Consider the following 22,392-nt stretch of genomic DNA (forward strand, 5'->3'; position numbering starts at 1 on the left):
AAACTTTGCTGGACTAAACCTTAAAGTTTAGCCAGTGACACTTCCGTCGATTTAATTAACACCACCACCTCTGAACCTACTTTTAAGTCTAAATCCTTCACCGAACGCGTCGTGATCACGGACGTAAAAAAGCCCGCTTTGGTTTCCACATCAATTTCTGAAACCACTGGACCTTCTACGATTTCATTAATCACGCCTTTGAATTGGTTTCGCACATTTACTGAAGTAATCGCCATTTTAATTCTGCCTTTTGTTATTAAGAGAGCTTTACTATAAAACAGTTCAATCACTTGCTATATCTTGATTTATCCTTTAGTTATCCCGATTTTATTTATCTTAAAATCAGATAAATAATCCATACATGAATTTATCGGTGAAACTGATATTTAAATATCGAATTATTATTTATCTTTTATTTTTAAATCTTTCATCATGATCTGCATTTTCAACAACTATAAGAAACGATATGTCTATTTTGACCCACCCTGCAGTGCCCTCTGCACTGAAACATAAACGGGCAACAGCGACTGTCTTTGCAGACCCGTTATCGCAAGCGTTGTTGTCTCGAATTGAACAAATTGCGCCGAGTGAGGCCAATGCACTCATCATTGGTGACACAGGCACAGGGAAAGAGTTGGTTGCACGCCAAATCCACCAACTGAGCCATCGTGCCAAAGGTCCTTTTATCGCGGTCAACTGTGGTGCCTTTACCGAATCCTTGGTCGAAAGCGAACTATTTGGACATGAAAAAGGAGCGTTTACAGGGGCAATTAATAGCCGTGTCGGTTGGTTTGAAGCAGCCCATAATGGCACCTTATTTTTAGATGAAATTGGTGATCTGTCCTTACCAATGCAAGTCAAATTACTCCGTGTTTTACAAGAAAGAGAGATTGTTCGAGTCGGCTCCCTCAAATCCATTCCGATTAATGTTCGGATCATTGCCGCAACCAATGTCGATTTGGAGCATGCCGTACAGGACGGGCGTTTCAGGGAAGATTTATTCTACCGCTTACATGTGGCGTTGCTACGTATTCCACGTCTCGCAGAGCGTCGTGGTGACATTTTGCCTTTGGTTAAACACTTCATTCAGGTCTATCAAACCAATCCACATGACACACCATTACGCCTCAGCCAACTGGCTCTCAAAAAACTCAGTTTACATAGTTGGCCGGGCAATATTCGCGAATTAGAAAATACCATTCAACATGCAATTTTAGTCAGTGAAAAAGGCGTAATTGAACCGGAAGATATTAGTTTTTCAAGTATTCAAAGTGCATCGTCATTTTCACGTGCAGAACCCTTTAACTTACAAAATGCCACCTCGGCTGTAGCCAATATCAAGGACATTCAAGATGCTGGACAGTTACTTGAGCAGACCTTTTTACAAATTTTTCAAGCCGCAAATCAACTTAAGCAAGACAATATTAATGAGCTGATTGAAGAAAAATTTATCCGTAGTGCATATCAACACTGTCAATACAATCAAGTGCATACGGCTCGTTTGCTTGGAGTGACACGCAACGTGATTCGTACTCGCCTGATTAAATATGGCTTATTATAAATAAGTCATATTTTTATTTTCTCCACATTAAAATAATAATCCATACAAAAATGATAAATAAATAGTCATCCACATTATTTTTTATTCATTGCATTATTTTAAATATAAAAAATCAGCAATAAAAAAACCTCGGTATATCCCGAGGTTTTTTTATTTTTCTATTTCGTCTAGATTATTCCACGGGGTTACGTTTCCACGCTGTGAAGTATTTCTCTAGACCAATCAAGAAGTAGTTAAAGGATAAGCCTACAAGAGTAATGACTAAAATCCCCACAAACATTTGTGGAATTTCAAAGCTGAACTGCGAATAAATAATCAGATACCCCAGACCTGCTTTGGCACCAAACATTTCTACTGCCACTAAGGCCAAAATCGAAATCGCCCCTGCCAGACGGATACCGACAAAAATCGTGGGTACGGATGCAGGTAGAATCACTTTTCGGAACAATTGATAGGGTTTTAGGCCCATGGTTCGTGCCGATTTAATCAGTAAAGGATCGACTGTTTGTACGCCTGTAATGGTGTTCAATAAAATCGGCCATGTGCATGCATACACCAACAAACTGATTTTTGAGGTTTCACCAATGCCTAAAAATAAGATGAACAACGGCATTAACGCCAGTGCTGTGGTATTACGAAACAGTTCTAACAATGGATTTAAGGTTTCAGCCACGAGCTTGTACCAACCAATGATGAGACCCAAAGGAATGGCGATCGCTAGGGCCAAAATGAAACCAATAATGGAACGCTTTATACTGGCAAAGAAATGGATGCCTAATTGCCCGCTTTGATATAGCTGCCATGTGGTTTCCAACACCACAGATAACGGCGGTAAAAAGGCTGGATTGACCACACCACTACGCGGCAGAATCTCCCACAGCAGGAAAAAAGCCACGATGGCAATGGTGCGTTTAAATACCGTGTTTAACCAAGTGAACTGTAGTCGGGGTTTAATGTCGTTATACGATTGAGTATAACTGATGGCTTGTTTAGTCGATGACATAAATAAATCCTCTGAATATTTTAGTTATGTGCAAGCTGTTTATGTTTTTCGAGGGCTTGCGCTTTAATCACTTCTTCACTGAGCAATGACCAAATTTTGTGGCGAATTCGGCCATATTCAGGCAATGAACGGACATCTTCACTCGAGCTGCGCAGGCTTTGCGGAATTTCAATCACTTCCTTAATCCGCCCCGGTCTTGAGGTCATAATCGCCACACGCTGACTCAGATAAATCGCTTCATCAATACTGTGAGTAATAAAAACGATGGTTTTTTTCGAGCTTTTCCAGATATTGATCAACTCGGCTTGCAAGGTTTCTCGGGTTTGCGCATCCAAGGCAGCAAAAGGCTCATCCATCAATAAAATTTCTGGTTCATAAGCCAAACTTCGGGCAATCGCAACCCGCTGTTTCATCCCGCCGGAAAGCTCATTCGGATAATGCTTTTCAAAGCCACTGAGACCCACAAGCTGCAAATAGTATTCGGCTTTTTCACGGCGTTCTTTTTTTGCTACGTCTTTGGCTTCTAGACCAAATTCGATATTTTCCAGTGCGGTTAACCATGGATAGAGCGCATATTGCTGGAACACAATGCCACGGTCTAAACCCGGTTGAGTAATCTGCTTGCCACTCAGTAAAATCTGCCCTGCCGACGGTTTGGTTAAACCCGCAATTAAGTCTAATAATGTAGATTTTCCGCAGCCACTTGGCCCCACGATTGAAACAAATTCACCCGGCTGAATATCCAAAGTGACATTTTCTACAGCAACAAATTCAGGCTTATAGTTTTTACTGCCGACATGGTTTTGTGCAGGAAATACCTTACGCACGTGATCTAAATGTAATGCACTGGTCATTGTTATATTCCTTTTGATTTTTGGTCTTTCGCATAGGGATTAAATTCATTGCTATAGATGCGACTGACCTCAATTTGATTCGGTTTTAATTTGTGTTCTTTTTCTAAGGCACTCACCCATGGGGCAAAATCCTGATCTTTTTGCACGCCACCGACTTCGTGGACACCTGTGCCTGTGTAATATGGAATAAGTGCTGTATTTTCATTGCGTTGGCGTTTTTCGATAATACTTTCCATACGAGCAATGATTTGCTCTTTCGGCGTGTTGTGTAGCCATTCCTGAGCTTTGGCCACGCCACTGACAAAAGTACGAGCTAACTCGGGATGCGCTTGAATAAACTCTCCGCGCATCGAAAAACTGCCTGCGGTAAAGGGCCCGTATAAATCAATATCTTTAAAGATGCTGCGTACACCGCCATGTTTTAAGGCCCGTTTTTCCAAAATGCCTGAGAACACCGCAATATCAATTTGCCCATTCCGTAGAGCTTGTTCTGAGCTCACGGGTGGCAACATAATCAGTTCGACCTGACGGATTTCATCGTCAGTTAAGCCATGACGGGCCAAATAATCTTTCACCACAAAGTCATAATGTGCCCCATAGGCATTCACTGCGACTTTCTTGCCAATAAAGTCTCGTGGGCCACGAATAGGGCTATTTTCTAGCACGTAGAAACCCACATTTTGCTCAGCATCGCTGCCATAAGATGCCACTACGGGGACCACATCTAGACCCGCGGCAATAACTTTCACCACAGCGCCATTAAAGGCTCCAGCGAAATCAACATCTCCTGCCACCAAGGTAAGTAAATCTTGTGGTCCACCTTGTACTGTGCCGACATAACTGAGTTTAACGTCGCCTAAATAGCCCAAGTCTTGTGCCAACTCAGGCAAAGACACCAGTCCCGGATAGCTTTGATAGCGTAGTTCTTTTAAAGCCATTTGCTGAGGTTCATCCACTTGCTGCGTGCTGCAACCAACCAAGGCTGTGCCACCGACCAAGGCAGCTAAAAATAGGCTACGCCAGAGATGGGGAATGTTATGGATTGTCATTTTTTTCATTGTTATGTTCTCCTATCCAACCTGCTGCCAAGCTAAAACTTTACGCTCAACCCAAGTCAGTACCGTATTGAGCAACACGCCCACAGCACCAATCAGCAACATGCCAAAAATAATCAGTTCGACATCAAAAGCCTGACGCCCTTGAATCACGATATTGCCCAGACCATTGCCATAGTTCGCCAATAAAAATTCAGAGCCAATAGTGGCAAGCCATGCGAAAATCAGCCCAAGTTGTAAACCGACAAAAATCTGCGCCGAAGCACCGGGTAATATCAATTTACGAAACGCGTATGTCTTTGGAAATTGGTAGACTTCGGCCACTTCACGATATTTATGCGAAATACTGCTCACACCTTCAAAGGTGTGTAGCGCCACGGGATAAAACACAGATAAGGTAATAAACAGCACTTTGGCGCCGTGTCCCTCACCTAAAAAGGTCGAAATTAGTGGCAACCATGCAAACAGCGAAATTTGACGCAATACATGAAAGCTCGGTGCAAATAACCAATTCGAAAGGCGTGAACTCGCGATCAAGATCCCAAACAACACACCTGCTATCGCACCTATGCCATAGCCAATAAAATTTCGTGCCAAACTTTCGCCGAAGCCTGTCAAAAAGCTCGGTTGTTGGAGCACGGTCACAGCTTTTTGCAGCACGAGCCATGGACTAGGAATCAACTTTGGATCGACCCAGTTTTGCTGTGAAGCCACTGCCCACAGTGCGATAAATGCCACAGGTAGAACGAGTGCTTTTGCTGTTTTAACTAAGACTTGGTGCGCTACCCCGTGTAATGAAAGAATGCTCATGAGTTGCCTCCTACTCGGGTTGCATGAAAGCGTGCCGTTTTTTCTAACCAAGCCAGCAAGGTATCTAAGACATAGCCCGTAATACCAATCAGGATGATCGCCATGAAGATTAAGTCCATCTGCATTAGCTGACGTCCCCACACCATGAGATAACCAATTCCTTCACTACTTGCTAATAACTCGACAAAAACCAATGCCAACCACGCCTGCATAATGCCTTGACGTAAACCACTGATCACACTGGGTAGTGCAGCTGGGAAAATCACTTCTTTGAGTTTCTGCCAATTGCTGTATTGGTAAACCTCTGCCACTTCCATCAAACTATTCGGCACATGAGTAATGCCCTTATAGGTTGCAATCAACAGCGGTGGTAACACAGCCAATGAAATAGCGGCAATCTTCAAAGCCTCATCGATGCCTAAGAAAATCATCAATAATGGAATCCAGCCAACTATGGGAAATTGCGCAACAAGATTCACCGTCGGAAAAATAAAGTCCCGACTACGCTTTGCTAATCCCAACACAGTACCAAGCAAAATCCCGACACTGGCACCAAGCAAGACACTCCATAAAATACGTTTGGCACTGATGGCAAAATGAAAACTCAATTCACCGCTTTGCCATAATTCGACTGTGCTTTGCCACACCAGACTCGGTGCAGGTAAAATCTGCTCAGGCAACCACTGTTTAAGTGTTGCCACATACCATAGACCGAACAACAAAACTGGCATCAGGAGTCCACACGCCACTTGCAAAGTTAGTTTTAAATAGGTCTTAAAAAAATCCAACGCACTTCGGTCACTTTGCAAGGGAACCGAATGTGCAGATACATCCGTAAGGCTCATAATTCTTGTCCTTTTACGCTCTGTTCTGAGACATCAGGTTTTAAAAATTGAATAAATTCCTGATCTTTGCTGATCAAAATAATCAGACCAATAAACACCAGCCCGATCGGTAAAAATAAATTTTGTAGTCCAACCTGTGCGCCAAATACGGCGCCTATCAAGCCACCCAACAGCCCACCCGAAGGTCCGACGAGGGCTAAAATTGGAGAAATCTTAGCCATCGCAGTTTGCTCACCGACTCGGGCGAAAGACATAAAATTGGCGATATGCAACATACCGAGTCCAAGTCCAAACATGACCGAAGCAGGCCACATCAACAGCGTGATTTTGGTTAAGGCTAAAATCAGTAATGCCGTTGCCATCAGGCTTAGGCCAATCAAATAAAACTTTTGATAACCCATCAGCTCAGCCAAACCGCCCATGCTAAATAGCGATCCCACAAAGACGATGCCTTGTACGGTCAGCAGCATCACCGCCATTGGCTCCGAAAGTGCAAAACTTTGGATAGCAATCACCACAATGAAAAAGCCAAAGTAGTTATTTGCCACGCTGCTCAAAAATTCCAATATGCAGACAATCCGCAGCGAGGCATGGGTTTTGATGAGTGCCAAAGGCGCCACAATATCTCGCCATTGAAAATGCGGACGATTCGTCGCTTGCGGAGTACTACGTTGAAAGCACCACGGAGCCAACAGCAAGGTGCCTAAAAAAAGCAAAGACACCACATAAAAACTTCCGCCATAGCCGAAATGCTCGACCAACAACACGCTCAATGCAGGCGCAATCAGGAAATATCCCATCATGTGCGAACCGCGAAACCAACCCGCACGGACTGGACCTAAACGTTTTAAGTTGCTCAAAAAAACGGTATTGATCGAAACAAAGCGCATGGGTAAGACAAAACTTACTAAGGCTGTGACTGCAAAGAGATACCATGCACCAGCTTTGAGTGGCGTTAAGCTATAGACCACAGCGCCCAACACACTGCCGATGCAGAATATTTTCAAAGACCCAAAGCGCTGTACCAACACGCCAATCGGCAATGCCATGATCAAAATGCCAAAATTTTGCGCTGCAGAAATTAGCCCCAATTGCAATTCGGTGGCTTCTAAATGCACGGCATACAAGGAAATTAATACCCGTGCTACACCCACACCCAGTCCAGCCAAAATCGTAAGCAGCACAAAACTGCTCATAAATTTGGTGGTTAATGGACTGGCAATTACATTGCTTTCAATCGGACGACTCATGGCTGCGACTTACTTCGGTTGACCTTGAGCATTAAATTGGCGCCAGTAACCCTCTAACTTCAGCTCTTTCAAGGCATTATTTAGATACTTCGGCTCATACCATGTTTTGGTATCTACATCACGACGGATTAAGCGAGCGTCTTTGGCAATTTTTAAAGCACTATCAATTTGTGAACGATGGAACTCGTCTAGTAGCGGTGTAGTACGGTCCTTTAAATTCCAGCCATCCCACGTTTTTTGATAATCCACCAACGGAATGCCACTTTGTGCCCAAAGTTTATATTGCGCACTACGATTAGCTTCTTGAGAACTCCACTGCGCTTGTTTAATCAGCGTCGTCACGACACGTTGCACCACTTCTGGATATTGTTTTTCAAAACTTTCTGTCACCCAAAAGTGCGCAATCGGTGCAACTTTGGGATCTTTAATTTCTAGTAATGTTTTCGCCACACCACGCGCTTGCAAACTAAATGGCGAAGTAATCGTGGCATCAATATCACCTGTCGCTAAGGCCGTACGTGCCGAATATGCATCTTGCGAAATCACTCGTAAATCGCGCTCAGTTAAATTGTATTTTGCTAATACACGGTTAAAGACGATCTGACCATTGGTGCCTTTAAAGACGGAGAATTTTTTGCCTTTTAGATCTGCAAAGGATTTGGCATTAGAACCGGCAGGCACCACCACATAAGTTGGGCCAAAACGCCCTGTTGAAAACAAGACTTTGGTTTTTAATCCCGTTGAACGTCCAACCAATGAGGGCAAATCGCCATGCAATGCAAAGTCAACTTTGCCATTGGCTAAAGCTTCATTGGTTGCAGGGCCTGCTCCTGGGAAAAACAGCCAATTCACCTTAATGCCATCTTTTTTAAATTCTTGTTCGAGCACACCTCGTAAATGTGCTGTAGCTACAAAACTACCGCCCACTTTGGGTTTGCCCCCCTCACCCGCGCCTGATACAGAAATACGAATTTCTTTGGGATTGGTAGCATGCAATTGAACGCTTAAACCAAGTGCTGAAAGTGCCAAGAAAGTGGCTGCGATTTTTTTAGAAAAGTTATTCATATCGAATGTCCTTAATGATTTAAATTTTTGAATTAAAAGGTGTACTGAACCTGAGCTTGTAGCTCATTGGTGTCTTTTTGATTTGCCGTTTCGACATCAAACAGGTAGTGATTCAGCTGTAATTGGAATTTTGTGGTTTGCGCAAAAAATAGGTTTAAACCCAAAGAGTGAATGTCATATTCACCAATACGACCGCTCGCGGTATCGAGATAGCTTGCGTTGTTTCTATTCGGGTTATAGCGGTCAAAACGGTAATAGCCTTGGACTGACTTCGGCCAGAAATCATCAAATTTGGCATTGGATTTAATACTGTTGTAGAACTGATCACCCAAGGTGTAGAAAGCGGTAAAAGTATGCCCTTCCGCTTTGGCTTCTTTGATGTCTTGGGCTACGGTGTCAACATAATCGGTCTTGCCTTGCAGATATTCATAGGTCACGCCAAATGGGGCATGGTTATAATAAATATCGAAACCCAAACGATCACGTTTTGCAGCATCATCAGTGATTCCGCCGGCTGAAATTTTCGATTCGCCTTTGATATAAGAGGCACCGAACTTCAACTCACGGAAAATGCTGGCGTAGTCCACTGGCAAGGTAAAAGCCACACGACCGATATAATCTTTGCCGTTGTTGTCATCCGCCTTATTACTGGCATTCCCATTGGTTACCCCTAAGGCATACTCAAACAGCGGCGCACGGTAGTTCGATGCAAAGTCGACAAAAGGTTTGGCATCACCACGGACGATAAATCCATTTTGACGGTTAAACAGTCCTAAAAAGGTCGAAGCTGCAGCGGTACTAATGGTTGGACGCAAATCTTCAGGAGACTGCACATCTAAACCAAAGGGTAATAACTGCTGACCGAGCGTAAAGTTGAGTTTGGCAGTTTCAGGGCCCGCATTGGTGGCAAAAGCGTTATAGCGAACAAAGGCATCTAGTAAGTTAAAGTTACTGTTATTGGTGCCATCATTGCGTTTGCCATAACCAAAGGACAATTGATAGTCGAGGTTTTTGCCTTCGTTATAATCACGGAATAAATTCCCGCGTACACCGATCAGCGCAGTCCCAATATCAAATGTCGATTTGGTTGAACCCAACACACCCGTTTCATCGAGCGCACTGGCACGTAGTTGAACCGTGCCATACAGGGTTGTGTCACGGGTCGATTTGGTGGTTTGACGTTCATATTGACGTGACTGATCGTACTTATAGTTTTCAATATCTGCACGTAAGCCGTCGATATCTTCGGATGTTGCTGTGGTCACTTCTGCAACCTGCGTTTCACCTTCAACATCAGCGGCGTTGCTCGTATCGTCTGTCGTCACAGTGGCCGTTTCGACGACTTGGCTTTTCGTCGTACCAGATTCCACTGCATTTAAGCGTTTTTGCAAACTCTCAATTTGTTGTTTTAAGCTGCTCAGTTCTTGCTGAAGTGCTTCATCCGAAGCAAAACTCAGCTGACTGGTTGCGGATAAAATCAGTCCGACCGCAACGGTTAATGTGGTTTTTTTCATGATTTGGTTTCACTAATATTTTTCCCAAAGCGCAAAATCCCCCAACCCCATGCAAGGTGCATGAAGTGAATGTACTGCGTGGGTTTTTTAAAAATTAATCTGAGTGGTCGTAGGTTTTATTCAACTTATGCACGACCGAAACTCGAAGACAGCTTTTAGAATTTAAGCGCGCATCATCGCGAGTGTCATAGCACAACAACATGCCTGTTGTAGGACACGAAAAGCAGAAAGATATCGATGCGTAAAAGTACTCATAAATGTTCCATACAGTGGTGAGTTTTGTTCACTCTAATATGGCAACAACTGTGCCAACATCTTAAATATTTATTTTTTAAAGTTTTATTATTCAAACCCGATAGATTCTGTTGGTTTTGACGCCAAAAAACTGTTGGTTATTCAACAGTTGCTTATTTCAAATCATCAGATATCTCCATTTTTATATCTCATTTTATGAAATAAGCAATACGCCTTGGGCTTTCCTTTGGGCATAAAAAAAACCCACTGACGTGGGCTTTCAATCGATTTTAATTACCGCTTATTGACCAAATTTAGTCGCCATCGCTGTTAATTTTTGATAGCCCGTCGGTAGAAAACGTTGAATTAAATCAATCGCTTTTGCATCATTACCAATCAATAAACGACGCTTATCTTTTTGTACTGCTTCAATGATTTGACGAGCCGCTTCTTCAGGTGGACAGCGCAAGAATTTATTAAAGGACTGTGCCGATTTTTGCGGGTTCATGCCTAAACTTTTCAGGCTATCATTCATTTTTGCGGCATTGGCAATATTGGTACGAATCCCGCCCGGATGAACACATAGCGCACTCACGCCACAGTTTTCAATATCCAATTCTTGGCGTAAAGATTCGGTAAAGCCACGTACTGCAAATTTAGTGGCATTATATGCCGACTGTGTTGGCTGTGCCGTTAAGCCAAACAAGCTGGAAATATTGATGATATGACCTTCACCACTTTGCTTAATATACGGTAAAAACTCCTTGGTGCCATAAACCACACCCCAGAAGTTAATATTGACAATCCACTCCAGCTCTTCGTAGCTTGCCCCTTCAACGGTCGTGCCCAATGCCACACCCGCATTGTTAAAAATCATATTCACCGAACCATGATCTTTAACGGTCTGTGCTGCCCATGCTTTCATTGCCGCAAGGTCTGACACATCGAGTTTTTGCGTGGTTACACGTACATTGCTGGCTTTCACTAAGTCTACGGTTGCCGCAAGACCCTGCTCATTCACATCGCTTAAAGACAGATGACAGCCTTGTTTCGCCAAAAGCACTGCCAATTGCTGACCAATACCTGAACCTGCACCTGTAATGGCAGCCACTTTATTTTTGAAGTTTTTCATTGTGATTCCTTATTCCTTTATGCTGCCGCTTGGCTTTATCACAGCGTGATCTCATTTGCCAATGTGTGCAGTTCGTCGACTTAATATAGTTTTGACAATACATATTGTCAATGTCATCTTAGGACGTGCTAAGCTGTTGAAATCGCCAATGCTTAAACATAGGTTTAAACTGAAATTATTGCTAAAATAAGACAAAATTCTGCTTTAGTTCAGCGTATATTTTCATGACAGATGTAACAAATCACACAGAACAACAACAGGCAAAAAATGTGAAGGAACGTCAATTTAAAGGGCTTTCTCTCAGTGAACGTAAACAAGCGCGACGTGAAAAACTGATTGAAGCCGGTATAGAAGCCTATGGTACACATGGCTTTTTTTCCGTGACCGTAAAAGATATTTGTTTGGAAGCCAAGTTGACCGAACGCTATTTTTACGAATCATTTAAGAAAAGTGAGCAACTGTTCCAAACCATTTTTTTAAAATTAATCGATGAACTGCAACAAAACGTGATGCAAGCCATCATGCAAGCATCAACCGATTCTAAAAAAATGATTGAAGCGGGTTTAACCGCCTTACTGTTAACCTTAAAAAATAATCCACGTATGGCGCGCATCATTTACATCGATGCCATGTTGGTACAAGAGCTACATAACCAAGCGACGATTCATGAAACCATGATGCGCTTTGACCGTATGATTCATGCCTTTGTCATGCTCATGATGCCCAATATTGATCGTTCAGAACGCGAAATTTCAATGGTCGCAACAGGTCTCAATGGTTATGTCACCCAAATCGCGATTCGCTGGGTCATGAGTGGTTATAAACAACCGATTGACGAAGTTTTATCGTCATGTAGCGTGGTCTTTTTGGCCTTGTTGGATGCTTTTTCTGAAAAACCCAGGAAATAAATTCTGAGCTCAACACTGATCTTTACAATTTTTTGAATGATTTTTTTGTGACAACAACATGATGCAAAGCCCATGTTGTTGAATATTTCAGGATTTAAATTGTCACAATTTCTTTCTAAACCCCAATGAAAGATCATTTTTGCAATGATACTGTCATAATTAATCTTTGTAATAAGCCTGTCATAAATATAAAACGGTCTACCGTTTACATAAAATAGGGTATTGCGCTGTGAAAGATGACTATATTTTAATCGTCGACGACGAACTCCCGATTCGGGAAATGATCCATACTTCACTGGATATGGCTGGTTTTCAATGTCAGCAAGCTGAAGATGCCAAACAAGCGCACCAAATGATTGTGGATCAGCGTCCTGCACTGATTTTATTAGATTGGATGATGCCTGGCGGCGTGAGTGGTGTAGACCTATGTCGTCGTTTAAAACGCGATGAAAATTTGTCAGAAATTCCAGTCATCATGCTCACTGCGCGCGGCGAAGAAGACCATAAAGTTCAAGGTCTAGACGCGGGTGCAGATGACTACATGACCAAACCCTTTTCCACCCGTGAGTTGGTGTCACGCATTAAAGCGGTGCTACGTCGCTCAAATGCATTGGGTGGTGAAAAAACCATTGATGCCAATGGCTTAATCCTCGATCCAGTCAGCCAACGTGTCAGCTTTGGCAACACCATTTTAGATATGGGACCAACTGAATATCGTCTACTGGCCTTCTTCATGACTCATCCTGAACGTGCCTATACTCGTGCTCAATTATTAGATCAGGTTTGGGGTGGAAACGTGTATATTGAGGACCGTACCATTGACGTTCATATTCGTCGTTTGCGTAAAGTTCTTGAACCTTTCCAAGCAGATCGTTATGTGCAAACTGTTCGTGGTACAGGTTACCGTTTCTCTACCCGTGCAGATGCTGTGATGGGTTAGTCATTTTAGGTCTTTAATTTTCTATGTACGAACCGTATCCCGTCCCTGAACTTGCCAGTGAACATAAAAAATTCCGTTACAGCAGTTTATGGACTTTTGCCAAGCAGGATTTAAGACTGCTGGCATTTTTCCTGCTCATTGCTGCACTCATCGGCTTTGGTATCGGGTACTTATGGATCTGCATCTTAATTGCCTTTGCAGTGTTCTTTGCATTGCAAATGCGCTCGCTGTACTTGGTTAACGAATGGATTTCAAACCGTCCCTATGATGTTCCGCCAAATTTAGACGGCATTTGGGGGGCTTTGCTCTTTAATGTATACCGTGCGCAGCGCCAAGAACGCATCGTACAAGCTGAAATGGTCGGCCTAATTGACCGCGCTCAATCTTCCTTGGTGGCGCTTGCTGAAGCTGTGGTATTGATTGATGAATTACACCAAATCGAATGGTGGAACCCTGCCGCAGAAAAGCTTTTAGGGATTCAACAGCTCGATCAAGGGCGCAATATTTTAAGTATTTTAAGACAGCCTAGTTTTATCGAATACTTTACCAATATCGATTTAGCTCCCGATGGTTTAAAAATGAAATCATCGGTACTTGAAGACCATTATGTACAAGTCAAATTAACCCGTTTTGGTCGCGAAAGTCGTTTATTGGTGGCTTATGACGTCACGCGCATGCATAACCTTGAGCAAATGCGTAAAGACTTTGTCGATAATATTTCACATGAGCTACGCACACCACTTACGGTTTTAAGTGGCTATATCGAAACCTTTACCGATCAGGAAGATTTAAATCCACGCTGGAAACGCGCATTCGATCAAATGCAGTCTCAAACCCGCCGTATGAATGCTTTGGTTAATGACTTGTTATTATTATCTCGTCTGGAAAATGATAAAAAAGTTGCTAAAAATCAAATCATTGAAATGCCCAGCCTAATGAACCAACTATATGACGATGCACATGCTTACAATGTGGATTATGGACATACACTGAATCTCGAGATTGATAGTCACTGTGACCTGATCGGATCAGATATGGAATTGGCGAGTGCCTTTAGCAACCTCATCACCAATGCGATTAAATACACCCCCAAAGGCGGCACTGTGACCATTGGATGGCATGATGATGGTACGCATGGTTATTTTACTGTTGAAGATACCGGTATCGGGATTGACCCGAAACACTTACCCCGTTTGACGGAACGTTTTTATCGTGTGGACAGCGCCCGTAGCCGCCAAACGGGGGGCACAGGTTTAGGTCTTGCCATTGTAAAACACGTTTTAATGCAACATCAGGCACACCTTGAAATTGAGTCCAAAGAAAATCGTGGCTCACTGTTTAAGGTGGTCTTCCCTAAAGAACGCTTGTATCACGTGAGCTAAGCAGAATCATCCCGCCGGTCTTGCTGTGCTTCCAACTGTTGTTCTTGTTGTTTGGCACGGCGATATGCAGGACGCTGTTGCATCCGTTGTAAGAAAGCCTGAATTTGTGGATATCGCCCTTGCGTTCGGGTCATGACGGCTTCTAATGGAAACGTCATCTGAATATCCGCAAAGCTAAACGGTCCCGCAAAATATTCATTTTCCGCTAAATGGTTTTCTAAAAACTCGATATGTTCTTTTAAGCGAGGTCGTACAAAACCTTTTTTGACCCCATCACAAATGCGATTAGCTACGGGTTTGATGACCCAAGGTACATGGCGTGGCACATTGCTCATGACCAACTGCATCACCAATAACGGCATCAGAGAACCTTCGGCATAATGCATCCAAAAGCGATATTGTTGTTTTGAATGTTCCGCCTTGGCTGCAAAAAAATCATGCCGATCGTACTTCTCTTGTAAATACTCCAAGATCGCTGCAGATTCTACCAAGACCAGTCCATCATCCTGCAATATGGGCGACTTTCCTAAAGGATGGATGACTTTAAGCTCAGGGGGAGCAGACAAATTTGGCTGGCGCAGATAAAACTGAACCTGATAATCCAGTCCTAATTCCTGCATTGCCCATAAAATACGAAATGAACGAGATTTTTCTAGATGATGTAGCACCCGCATGGGTTCATCTCCTATATGAAGTCTAAAATTTTCTTATTTCTGGCAAGCCATTACTATTTTGAAGTACTTAAATCATAAAAAGTGTCAGATCACTGCTTAGGGCTATATCAAAACTAAATTTTGCACAGTACAGCAGCGACCTGCTTTTAAATTAAACTAGAGTGGTTTTAATGTCTACACTGCGCAATAAAGTTTTTGTCACTGGGGTTTTTTCACAAATGGACAAGATTTTTTTCTCTAATTCTGCATCCAAGGGCGTTTGAAAATGTAGACGTCGCTCAACCCATTCAGCACCTTCACGGTTTGCACAAAAGTCTGCCTCAACACGAAACTCACCCAATTGAATTTGTTTATGTGCTGCATACATGCGCAAGGTAATCATGGTGCATGAAATTAAGGAGGCACACAGTAAATCATACGGTGCTAAACCTAAATCCCCGCCACCAAATGATTCGGGCTTATCGGTAATAAGTTGATGTTTTCCACTCTGAACTTCACCTAACCACGGTGCTTCTAAGGTGTTTACTGTTGCCGTTGCGACGATACCCATAATGACTCCCTCATGGTTATGCCGCACCATTTTTACCACAGGTACGGCTGTTCATTTTTATTTTTAAGTTAACGTGATGGACGCATTTTATCAGGGAAAGCCGGTGCTTCTAGTCGTGGACCATCATAGTCAGGAATAGAGCCAAAGCGTTCGTCCTGATTAATCCACTGCTCACGGGCAATATTCAATTCTTCTTGTGTGCGCCCCACAAAATTCCACCACAGCAGAATCGGTGATTCAAAAGGTTCACCCCCTAATAATAAAACACGGCCACCTGCGTGCAGATCAATTTTGACTTGGGTTAAGCCCGGCTCAAGTACCACCATATTGTCTTCATTGAGCTCGTGACCATTGACACTGGCAGTCCCTTCGAGGGCCATAAAGCCATATTCAAATTTTGGATTGAGCGGCAAGACGGTACTTTGACTTTCCGAACTACGCAGATCGACACCTAATAATTCACTATGTACTTTTACCGGCGATTTAGTCTGCAAAAATTCACCGACCAAGACCGTTAATTCAATCCCGTCTTGTGTCACCACTGGCAACTCTGGGTAATGGTCAAACTGGGGCGCCATATTGATTTTGTCATCTGGCAATGCAATCCAAAGCTGCGCAGCATGCATTTGCGTTTCAGATTCTGGAGCAACTTCAGTATGTGAAATACCATAACCCGCTGTCATGAGATTGACTTGTTTGGGCTGAATTAGCTGATGTGTGCCCAAACTATCAGTATGCATCATGGTGCCATCAATCATCCAGGTGAACGTTTGCAAACCAATATGTGGATGCGGCCCTACATCTAAGCCATCACCTTGAGGGAAATGCACTGGACCGGCATGGTCAAGGAAACACCATGCACCAATCATCCGTTTATGCCGACTCGGTAAAGCACGTTTAATCACTGTGCCTTGACCAATTTCAGCACGGCGCAGTGGAAATTCTTGAATGAACTGATTGACGTATTTTTCACAATCGTCGGAATGAGATATTTCTGTGTAATTGGTATTGGTCATATTCTTACCCTAAATTTGGCTAAGCCGATGCAAGGACTATCGGCTAGAGCTATGCATTTTTTTCCATTATATCTGCATTAACTCAATCTTCTTCAGCTGTCATTAATACGCTGAATCACAGAGATAGGACAATCGTTTTTTTGTTGCCTAATATGACATACAGCATAACAGTTATTGATGCTTATTTAGACAATACCCAATGCTAAATTACTTACTCAAATCACGTGAAATGTGAATTTAAGTAACACAAATTAACACTCACTTTTGACCAAACAATACCAAATAATTCACAAATCATTGAAATAACGTGTTTAATTTTAAATAAAAATGATATAGATTATTTAAGTTACATAAACTTACATACAAACCATGCTCACCCGTCGGTAATCTTGCATGATCAATGAGTATAAGAAAGAATCACATGCACTGATCCAAAAAGCCTTGAAAGGAACCTTTGTTCGTGTTCCTGCTCAATTTCGTCAAGAATTTTTCCACTACCATCGTCGTCAACTTTTTAAATTCTTTTTCCAAGTCAACATCGTTGCACAATTGGCCTATCTCTCTTATGCCATAGCGGATTGGTTTATGTTGCCCGATGTGGGCTTGCTCGCGATAGGCTTAAAAACGGCCTATACCTTACTGATGATGGGCATCACATGGGGCATTTATACATATAGCAAGAGCATTTTACTCTTTGACTTGATGCTTCCCCTATCGATCGTTGGTGCTTCTGCGCTGTGGTTTAGCCTACTCAATTTATCCAATAGCCCCGATGTGCCGATCTATTTATATGCATCTTTGGTTTTTATTGTGTTAGCCAATTTATGTGTGCAAATCCGCTTTAAGGCTGCTGTGCTCATTTCTCTATGTATCAGTCTAATTTTACTGATTGGGGTATATTTCGCCATTTCTGGCAATATCCATCAACTGCAACTGTTTATCTTGATCTATTCGCCCGTGTTGTTATTTAGTTTGTATATCAGTTGGAATTCAACGCAAAAATCTAGAATTGTATTTTTACACAGTAAACTCGATCAGTTGAACCGTGAAGCGCTCAATATTATGGCGCATACCGACGTGCTGACCGGCTTAAACAATCGCCGTCAATTTATTCAACTTGCCAATTATCATATTCATCATCAGTCCAAACCGTTACAGCCGCTTTCATTACTGATTTTTGATGTCGACAAATTTAAAAATATTAATGATCAATTTGGGCACTATATTGGTGATCATGTTTTACAACAAATTGCAGAAACGTGCCGACATACCTTACGTAGCCAAGACATCATTGCCCGCTTCGGCGGTGAAGAATTTATAATTCTTTTACCGCAGACACACCTGCGTCAGGCTCAAGATATTGCCGAACGTCTACGACGGGCAATAGCCGATGATTATTTAGAACTTGATACACTACAAAAACTTAAATTTACCGTTTCAATTGGTGTTGCCGAATTTGGTCAAAAAAACCGAGATTTACAAAGTGTCATTCGCATGGCCGATCAGGCACTTTACCAAGCAAAATCTGCAGGACGCAATCAAATTTCAACTTATAAAACAGCAAGTTAATAATATATTTTGTAACATTCATCAGACGATTTTTTATCATTCATTCGAAAAATCCCTAGTTTCAGGTAGATATTTCTGTGTGTTTTTTGTTCATAATTTGTCCTAAGCCATTTATGGAGAAGAGACATGTCTGTTGATGTACGAATGAGTTCTCGGACTAATTCGTCTGCTCAGGAAGTTCGTAAAAATCATACTCATACTTTGAAACTTTCTGAGTGTGATCTTGCCAATCGTGCCGAGATTGAACAAGCCATTGCAGATCCTTTTGCACGTATTCCTACGCAGTTTAGAAACTATTTTCTACAACATCAGTATGCCCATCAGTTACCTTATTTGCGTCAAGTGAACTACATGGCGCAGATTACGTTTCTTCTTTATTTCTTTGCTGACATTTTTATTATCCCTGACATGTTCTTTTGGTCAGGTCTTTCTCGAGTGGCTATGATTATTGCTGCCCTATTGGTCAGCTTTTATCTGTTTAAATACAAAAAAGATATTCGTGTGCTCGACATGATCTTACCGATTGGGACAGTCTGTAGCACCGCGATTTGGATTGGCTTATTACTGGCTTCAAATAGCCCAATGGTCTCGTCCTATATCTATGGTGCAGCAATCTTTATTTTAATTGCCAATGTCTGCGTACAAACACAATTTAAGCCTGCCTTGTATTGTTCGGGTCTCATTTCGCTATTGGTATATTTTGCGGTGAGTCAGCTTTTATCATGGCAAGAAGCACTGATTTTTGTGGTGGTGTCTATTCCTGTTTGGATGATCAGCCTGCATATGAGTTGGAACAATACGCTCAATGCACGCCGTCATTTTTTACGTACCCTGCTTGACGACTGGAATATGCATACGCTGAAAAATCTTGCGCATACAGATGAGCTCACCCAGTTATACAACCGTCGTCAGTTTGTTCAATTGGCTGAGCATCGCATCCATGAATGGCCAACGCCTGCAAGCACTTGCTTATTGATGTTTGATGTCGATCATTTTAAACATATTAATGATAATTACGGGCATGATGTTGGTGATCAGGTACTGCAATGTATCGCTGAAACCACCCGCAAAGAAATGCGCCAAAAAGATGTCTTGGCTCGTTTTGGTGGTGAAGAATTTATTGTGCTTCTGTCTGAAACGCAAATACAGGATGCAATGTTGATCGCGGAACGTATTCGTTTAACGCTTCAAAATCAATCTTTGCTGAATGTCGCAAATCATCCGATCCAATTTACCGTTTCCATTGGTGTTTCACAGCTTAAATCACATAAGCAAAATTTAACTGAACTGATTAAGCAAGCTGATATTGCACTGTATCAGGCAAAAGAAAATGGCCGTAACCGTGTAGAGCGCTATGATTCAAGCATGAAACCCGAACGTAAATCGACGAAGTCTTGGCAAAGCTTTACTCATAAAGCGAAGCCTAAAGCTGAACCGAATAATGAAAGCGATAGTAGTTGGTCAATTGTTTATAAATAGAATGTAGAGATATAAAAAAGGACGCCGAAGCGTCCTTTTTTATTAGTAGAATTATCTAGGTTTCCCTAAATAGCCTCAAGCATAGCTCTTGGCGTAATTTAGGCAAGAAATGTTGTTTCTTGAAATCCAAAACTGCCGCGAGCATAGCTCTTGGCGTAAAACTGGCACGAAGCAGTGCTTCGTGCCAGTTTTACTCCCATTCAATAGTTGCAGGTGGTTTAGACGATACGTCATAAACAACACGAGAAACTTCAGCAATCTCGTTCATGATACGTGTAGAAATCTTGTCTACAAGATCATAAGGAAGGTGTGCAAAACGTGCAGTCATAAAGTCCACAGTTTCTACAGCACGAAGCGCGATCACCCATGCATAACGGCGGCCATCACCCACCACACCAACCGATTTCACGGGTTGGAATACAGCAAATGCTTGCGCAGTTTTGTCATACCAGCCGCTTGCGCGAAGTTCTTGCATGAAGATGTCATCTGCTAGACGAAGGATGTCAGCATATTCTTTTTTCACTTCACCAAGGATACGTACACCTAGACCTGGGCCTGGGAATGGATGACGGTAAAGCATTTCAAATGGAAGACCTAAAGTTGTACCTAAACGGCGAACTTCGTCTTTGAACAAATCACGGATTGGCTCAACCAATTCGAATGCTAAATCTTCTGGTAAACCACCCACGTTGTGGTGTGATTTAATCACGTGCGCTTTACCTTGTTTGCTTGCCGCAGATTCAATTACGTCTGGGTAAATAGTACCTTGAGCAAGGAAGTTCACACCGTCAAGCTTACGTGCTTCTTCAGCAAAAACTTCAATGAATTCACGACCGATGATTTTACGTTTTTTCTCTGGATCAACTTCACCAGCAAGTGCTGTTAAGAAGCGATTTTCAGCGTCAGCACGAATCACGCGGATACCCATGTTTTTCGCAAACATGTCCATCACTTGCTCGCCTTCGTTCAAACGAAGTAAACCGTTATCTACGAATACACAAGTCAATTGGTCGCCAATCGCACGGTGTAAAAGTGCAGCTACAACAGATGAATCGACACCGCCTGAAAGACCCAAGAGAACTTTTTGATCACCAATTTGCTCACGAAGTTGTTCTACGCGAAGATCGATGATGTTTTCTGAGTTCCACAAGTTACGGCAACCACATACGCCATGTACGAAGTTAGACAATAACTCAGCACCTTTCGCAGTGTGTGTCACTTCTGGGTGGAATTGGATACCGTAGAAACGACGTTTTTCATCAGAAACCATCGCCACTGGGCAGCTTGGTGTGCTTGCAGTGATTTGGAAACCTTCAGGAATTTGAGTCACTTTATCGCCATGACTCATCCATACTTTTAATTGGTCTTTGGTATCTTCAAGATCACCAATTAAAGCATCACGGACTTTAATATCAACTTCTGCATAACCAAATTCATGCACAGTACCTGGCTCAACTTTACCGCCAAGTTGTTCTGACATGGTTTGTAGACCATAGCAAATACCTAAAACAGGTACACCAAGTTCAAATACAACTTGTGGTGCGCGCGGACTACCTTCTTCATGAACACTTTCTGGACCACCTGAAAGAATGATCCCGTTTGGGTTAAATGCACGAATGTCTTCTTCAGACATATCAAATGCGTACATTTCTGAATAAACACCAGCTTCACGTACACGACGTGCAATAAGCTGACTATATTGAGAACCGAAATCCAAAATCAGGATACGGTCTTCAGTAATTTGGGTATTGGTAGTCATGGCAAACAACTATGCAGGCAACGAATATAAGCGCCGTATTCTAACATTTTTCTTGGACTTTCGCACACTATTCGGACAGGGACAAAAACCACAAGCCAAACGATGTTTTTTACAACACATTTCAGGGCTTTATTGATTTGCTTTAAATCAGCGATAGACATGAAAAAAGCGGCAGAACGCCGCTTTGATGGATGCTCGGACTCATAACCGCTTTATTTTGATTTTTCAATCCAATGATCAAAACTAAATTTACCTGCACCATGTAACATGAGAAATAATAAGCCGCCTGACATCGCCAAATTTTTCATAAAGTTAATGCCATCTTCTGCACCGCCATGGAATAAAAATGCAGTGATTAAACTAAATACGGTTAGACCCAGTGCCGCAAACCGCGCTTGAAAACCAAACAATAAAGCTAAGCCACCACCCAACTCGACTAAAATGGTGATCGGAAGTAGCCCTGCCGGTACACCCATTGACTCCATATAACCTGCGGTTGCAGTGTAAGCGGTAATTTTACCCCAACCTGCCACAATAAAAATATAAGCCATCAAAATACGTGCAACGAGACTGACTACCGCATTGATTTGCGGCTGTTGACTCAGATTTTTCACCACTAGATTTGGATTAAACATACTGAAACCTATTTTTAATACTGTTCAAAAGATGTGCTTAGATTAGGTCGTTTCTTATTCTCTTTAAATATGCTTTTATAATATTCATCATTCCATATATAGAACGATTTTACTGATAATTAATTACGTTTTAATACTGACTTTGCTGCCCCAGACT

Annotated in this window: 21 protein-coding genes; 6 read left to right on the forward strand and 15 right to left on the reverse strand. The window is 42.4% G+C overall.

What is annotated here, in order from left to right:
* Nucleotides 1-20: 20 nt before the first annotated feature.
* Nucleotides 21-236: a molybdopterin-binding protein gene (locus FTU37_RS08140; RefSeq protein WP_067765474.1), complete on the reverse strand. Its 216-nt coding sequence runs from the start codon at nucleotides 234-236 to the stop codon at nucleotides 21-23.
* A gap of 230 nt (nucleotides 237-466) precedes the next feature.
* Here FTU37_RS08140 and FTU37_RS08145 point away from each other — a divergent pair, with 230 nt between their 5' ends.
* Nucleotides 467-1,561, forward strand: a complete 1,095-nt coding sequence (locus tag FTU37_RS08145) for a sigma-54-dependent Fis family transcriptional regulator (RefSeq protein WP_180124155.1) — start codon at nucleotides 467-469, stop codon at nucleotides 1,559-1,561.
* 172 nt (nucleotides 1,562-1,733) lie between these two features.
* On the opposite strand, the gene FTU37_RS08150 is transcribed toward FTU37_RS08145, so the two are convergent.
* The 9 genes from FTU37_RS08150 to FTU37_RS08190 all read right to left on the reverse strand — a co-directional run bounded on the left by FTU37_RS08150 (nucleotide 1,734) and on the right by FTU37_RS08190 (nucleotide 11,323).
* Entirely contained in the window at nucleotides 1,734-2,564 is an 831-nt protein-coding gene (locus FTU37_RS08150; protein ID WP_111885796.1) for an ABC transporter permease, read from the reverse strand.
* Between the two features lie 20 nt (nucleotides 2,565-2,584).
* A complete protein-coding gene (locus tag FTU37_RS08155; protein ID WP_180118168.1) occupies nucleotides 2,585-3,418 on the reverse strand; it encodes an ABC transporter ATP-binding protein in 834 nt (277 codons plus the stop codon).
* A 2-nt stretch (nucleotides 3,419-3,420) separates the two neighbouring features.
* Nucleotides 3,421-4,476, reverse strand: coding sequence for an ABC transporter substrate-binding protein (locus FTU37_RS08160; protein ID WP_257225240.1), 1,056 nt, complete (start codon nucleotides 4,474-4,476; stop codon nucleotides 3,421-3,423).
* 12 nt (nucleotides 4,477-4,488) lie between these two features.
* Nucleotides 4,489-5,283 (reverse strand): ABC transporter permease, encoded by a 795-nt coding sequence (locus FTU37_RS08165; protein WP_180022181.1) that lies wholly within the window; start codon nucleotides 5,281-5,283, stop codon nucleotides 4,489-4,491.
* Nucleotides 5,280-6,128 (reverse strand): ABC transporter permease, encoded by an 849-nt coding sequence (locus FTU37_RS08170; protein ID WP_180010791.1) that lies wholly within the window; start codon nucleotides 6,126-6,128, stop codon nucleotides 5,280-5,282. Before FTU37_RS08170 ends, FTU37_RS08165 begins: the two co-directional genes overlap by 4 nt.
* The gene (locus tag FTU37_RS08175; protein ID WP_180039784.1) at nucleotides 6,125-7,378 is read right to left on the reverse strand and encodes an MFS transporter; all 1,254 of its coding nucleotides are present in this window, start codon (nucleotides 7,376-7,378) and stop codon (nucleotides 6,125-6,127) included. Before FTU37_RS08175 ends, FTU37_RS08170 begins: the two co-directional genes overlap by 4 nt.
* A gap of 9 nt (nucleotides 7,379-7,387) precedes the next feature.
* Nucleotides 7,388-8,443 (reverse strand): ABC transporter substrate-binding protein, encoded by a 1,056-nt coding sequence (locus FTU37_RS08180; RefSeq protein WP_180124156.1) that lies wholly within the window; start codon nucleotides 8,441-8,443, stop codon nucleotides 7,388-7,390.
* 32 nt (nucleotides 8,444-8,475) lie between these two features.
* Complete coding sequence (locus FTU37_RS08185; protein WP_180124157.1) at nucleotides 8,476-9,957, reverse strand: carbohydrate porin; 1,482 nt, start codon at nucleotides 9,955-9,957, stop codon at nucleotides 8,476-8,478.
* Nucleotides 9,958-10,492: 535 nt separating this feature from the next.
* A complete protein-coding gene (locus FTU37_RS08190; protein WP_180022186.1) occupies nucleotides 10,493-11,323 on the reverse strand; it encodes an SDR family oxidoreductase in 831 nt (276 codons plus the stop codon).
* A gap of 224 nt (nucleotides 11,324-11,547) precedes the next feature.
* Between FTU37_RS08190 and FTU37_RS08195 the strand changes: the two genes are divergently transcribed.
* The 3 genes from FTU37_RS08195 (at nucleotide 11,548) to phoR (ending at nucleotide 14,553) form a co-directional block, all read left to right on the forward strand.
* Nucleotides 11,548-12,231 (forward strand): TetR/AcrR family transcriptional regulator, encoded by a 684-nt coding sequence (locus FTU37_RS08195; protein WP_180124158.1) that lies wholly within the window; start codon nucleotides 11,548-11,550, stop codon nucleotides 12,229-12,231.
* A 229-nt stretch (nucleotides 12,232-12,460) separates the two neighbouring features.
* On the forward strand, nucleotides 12,461-13,171 hold the full coding sequence (gene phoB, locus FTU37_RS08200; RefSeq protein WP_078194048.1) for a phosphate regulon transcriptional regulator PhoB: 711 nt from the start codon (nucleotides 12,461-12,463) through the stop codon (nucleotides 13,169-13,171).
* Nucleotides 13,172-13,194: 23 nt separating this feature from the next.
* Entirely contained in the window at nucleotides 13,195-14,553 is a 1,359-nt protein-coding gene (gene phoR / locus FTU37_RS08205) for a phosphate regulon sensor histidine kinase PhoR (RefSeq protein ID WP_078191505.1), read from the forward strand.
* Here the strand turns inward: phoR and FTU37_RS08210 are convergent.
* The 3 genes from FTU37_RS08210 to FTU37_RS08220 all read right to left on the reverse strand — a co-directional run bounded on the left by FTU37_RS08210 (nucleotide 14,550) and on the right by FTU37_RS08220 (nucleotide 16,793).
* On the reverse strand, nucleotides 14,550-15,227 hold the full coding sequence (locus FTU37_RS08210; protein WP_180003539.1) for a glutathione S-transferase family protein: 678 nt from the start codon (nucleotides 15,225-15,227) through the stop codon (nucleotides 14,550-14,552). The genes phoR and FTU37_RS08210 overlap by 4 nt on opposite strands.
* A 151-nt stretch (nucleotides 15,228-15,378) precedes the next feature.
* The gene (locus tag FTU37_RS08215) at nucleotides 15,379-15,777 is read right to left on the reverse strand and encodes an OsmC family protein (protein ID WP_180124159.1); all 399 of its coding nucleotides are present in this window, start codon (nucleotides 15,775-15,777) and stop codon (nucleotides 15,379-15,381) included.
* A 68-nt stretch (nucleotides 15,778-15,845) separates the two neighbouring features.
* On the reverse strand, nucleotides 15,846-16,793 hold the full coding sequence (locus tag FTU37_RS08220; RefSeq protein WP_180039790.1) for a pirin family protein: 948 nt from the start codon (nucleotides 16,791-16,793) through the stop codon (nucleotides 15,846-15,848).
* A 393-nt stretch (nucleotides 16,794-17,186) separates the two neighbouring features.
* On the opposite strand from FTU37_RS08220, the gene FTU37_RS08225 reads away from it, so the two are divergent.
* A complete protein-coding gene (locus FTU37_RS08225) occupies nucleotides 17,187-18,362 on the forward strand; it encodes a diguanylate cyclase (protein ID WP_180124160.1) in 1,176 nt (391 codons plus the stop codon).
* 144 nt (nucleotides 18,363-18,506) lie between these two features.
* Nucleotides 18,507-19,841: a GGDEF domain-containing protein gene (locus FTU37_RS08230; protein ID WP_171262679.1), complete on the forward strand. Its 1,335-nt coding sequence runs from the start codon at nucleotides 18,507-18,509 to the stop codon at nucleotides 19,839-19,841.
* Nucleotides 19,842-20,031: 190 nt separating this feature from the next.
* Here FTU37_RS08230 and guaA read toward each other — a convergent pair whose 3' ends face one another.
* Together guaA and FTU37_RS08240 are read right to left on the reverse strand one after the other, a co-directional pair.
* Nucleotides 20,032-21,600: a glutamine-hydrolyzing GMP synthase gene (guaA, locus tag FTU37_RS08235; RefSeq protein WP_078194056.1), complete on the reverse strand. Its 1,569-nt coding sequence runs from the start codon at nucleotides 21,598-21,600 to the stop codon at nucleotides 20,032-20,034.
* A gap of 212 nt (nucleotides 21,601-21,812) precedes the next feature.
* A complete protein-coding gene (locus FTU37_RS08240; RefSeq protein ID WP_180039796.1) occupies nucleotides 21,813-22,235 on the reverse strand; it encodes a DoxX family protein in 423 nt (140 codons plus the stop codon).
* Between the last annotated feature and the right edge of the window lie 157 nt (nucleotides 22,236-22,392).

Source organism: Acinetobacter sp. YH12097 (assembly GCF_013419225.1).
GTDB classification, from domain to species: Bacteria; Pseudomonadota; Gammaproteobacteria; order Pseudomonadales; family Moraxellaceae; genus Acinetobacter; species Acinetobacter amyesii.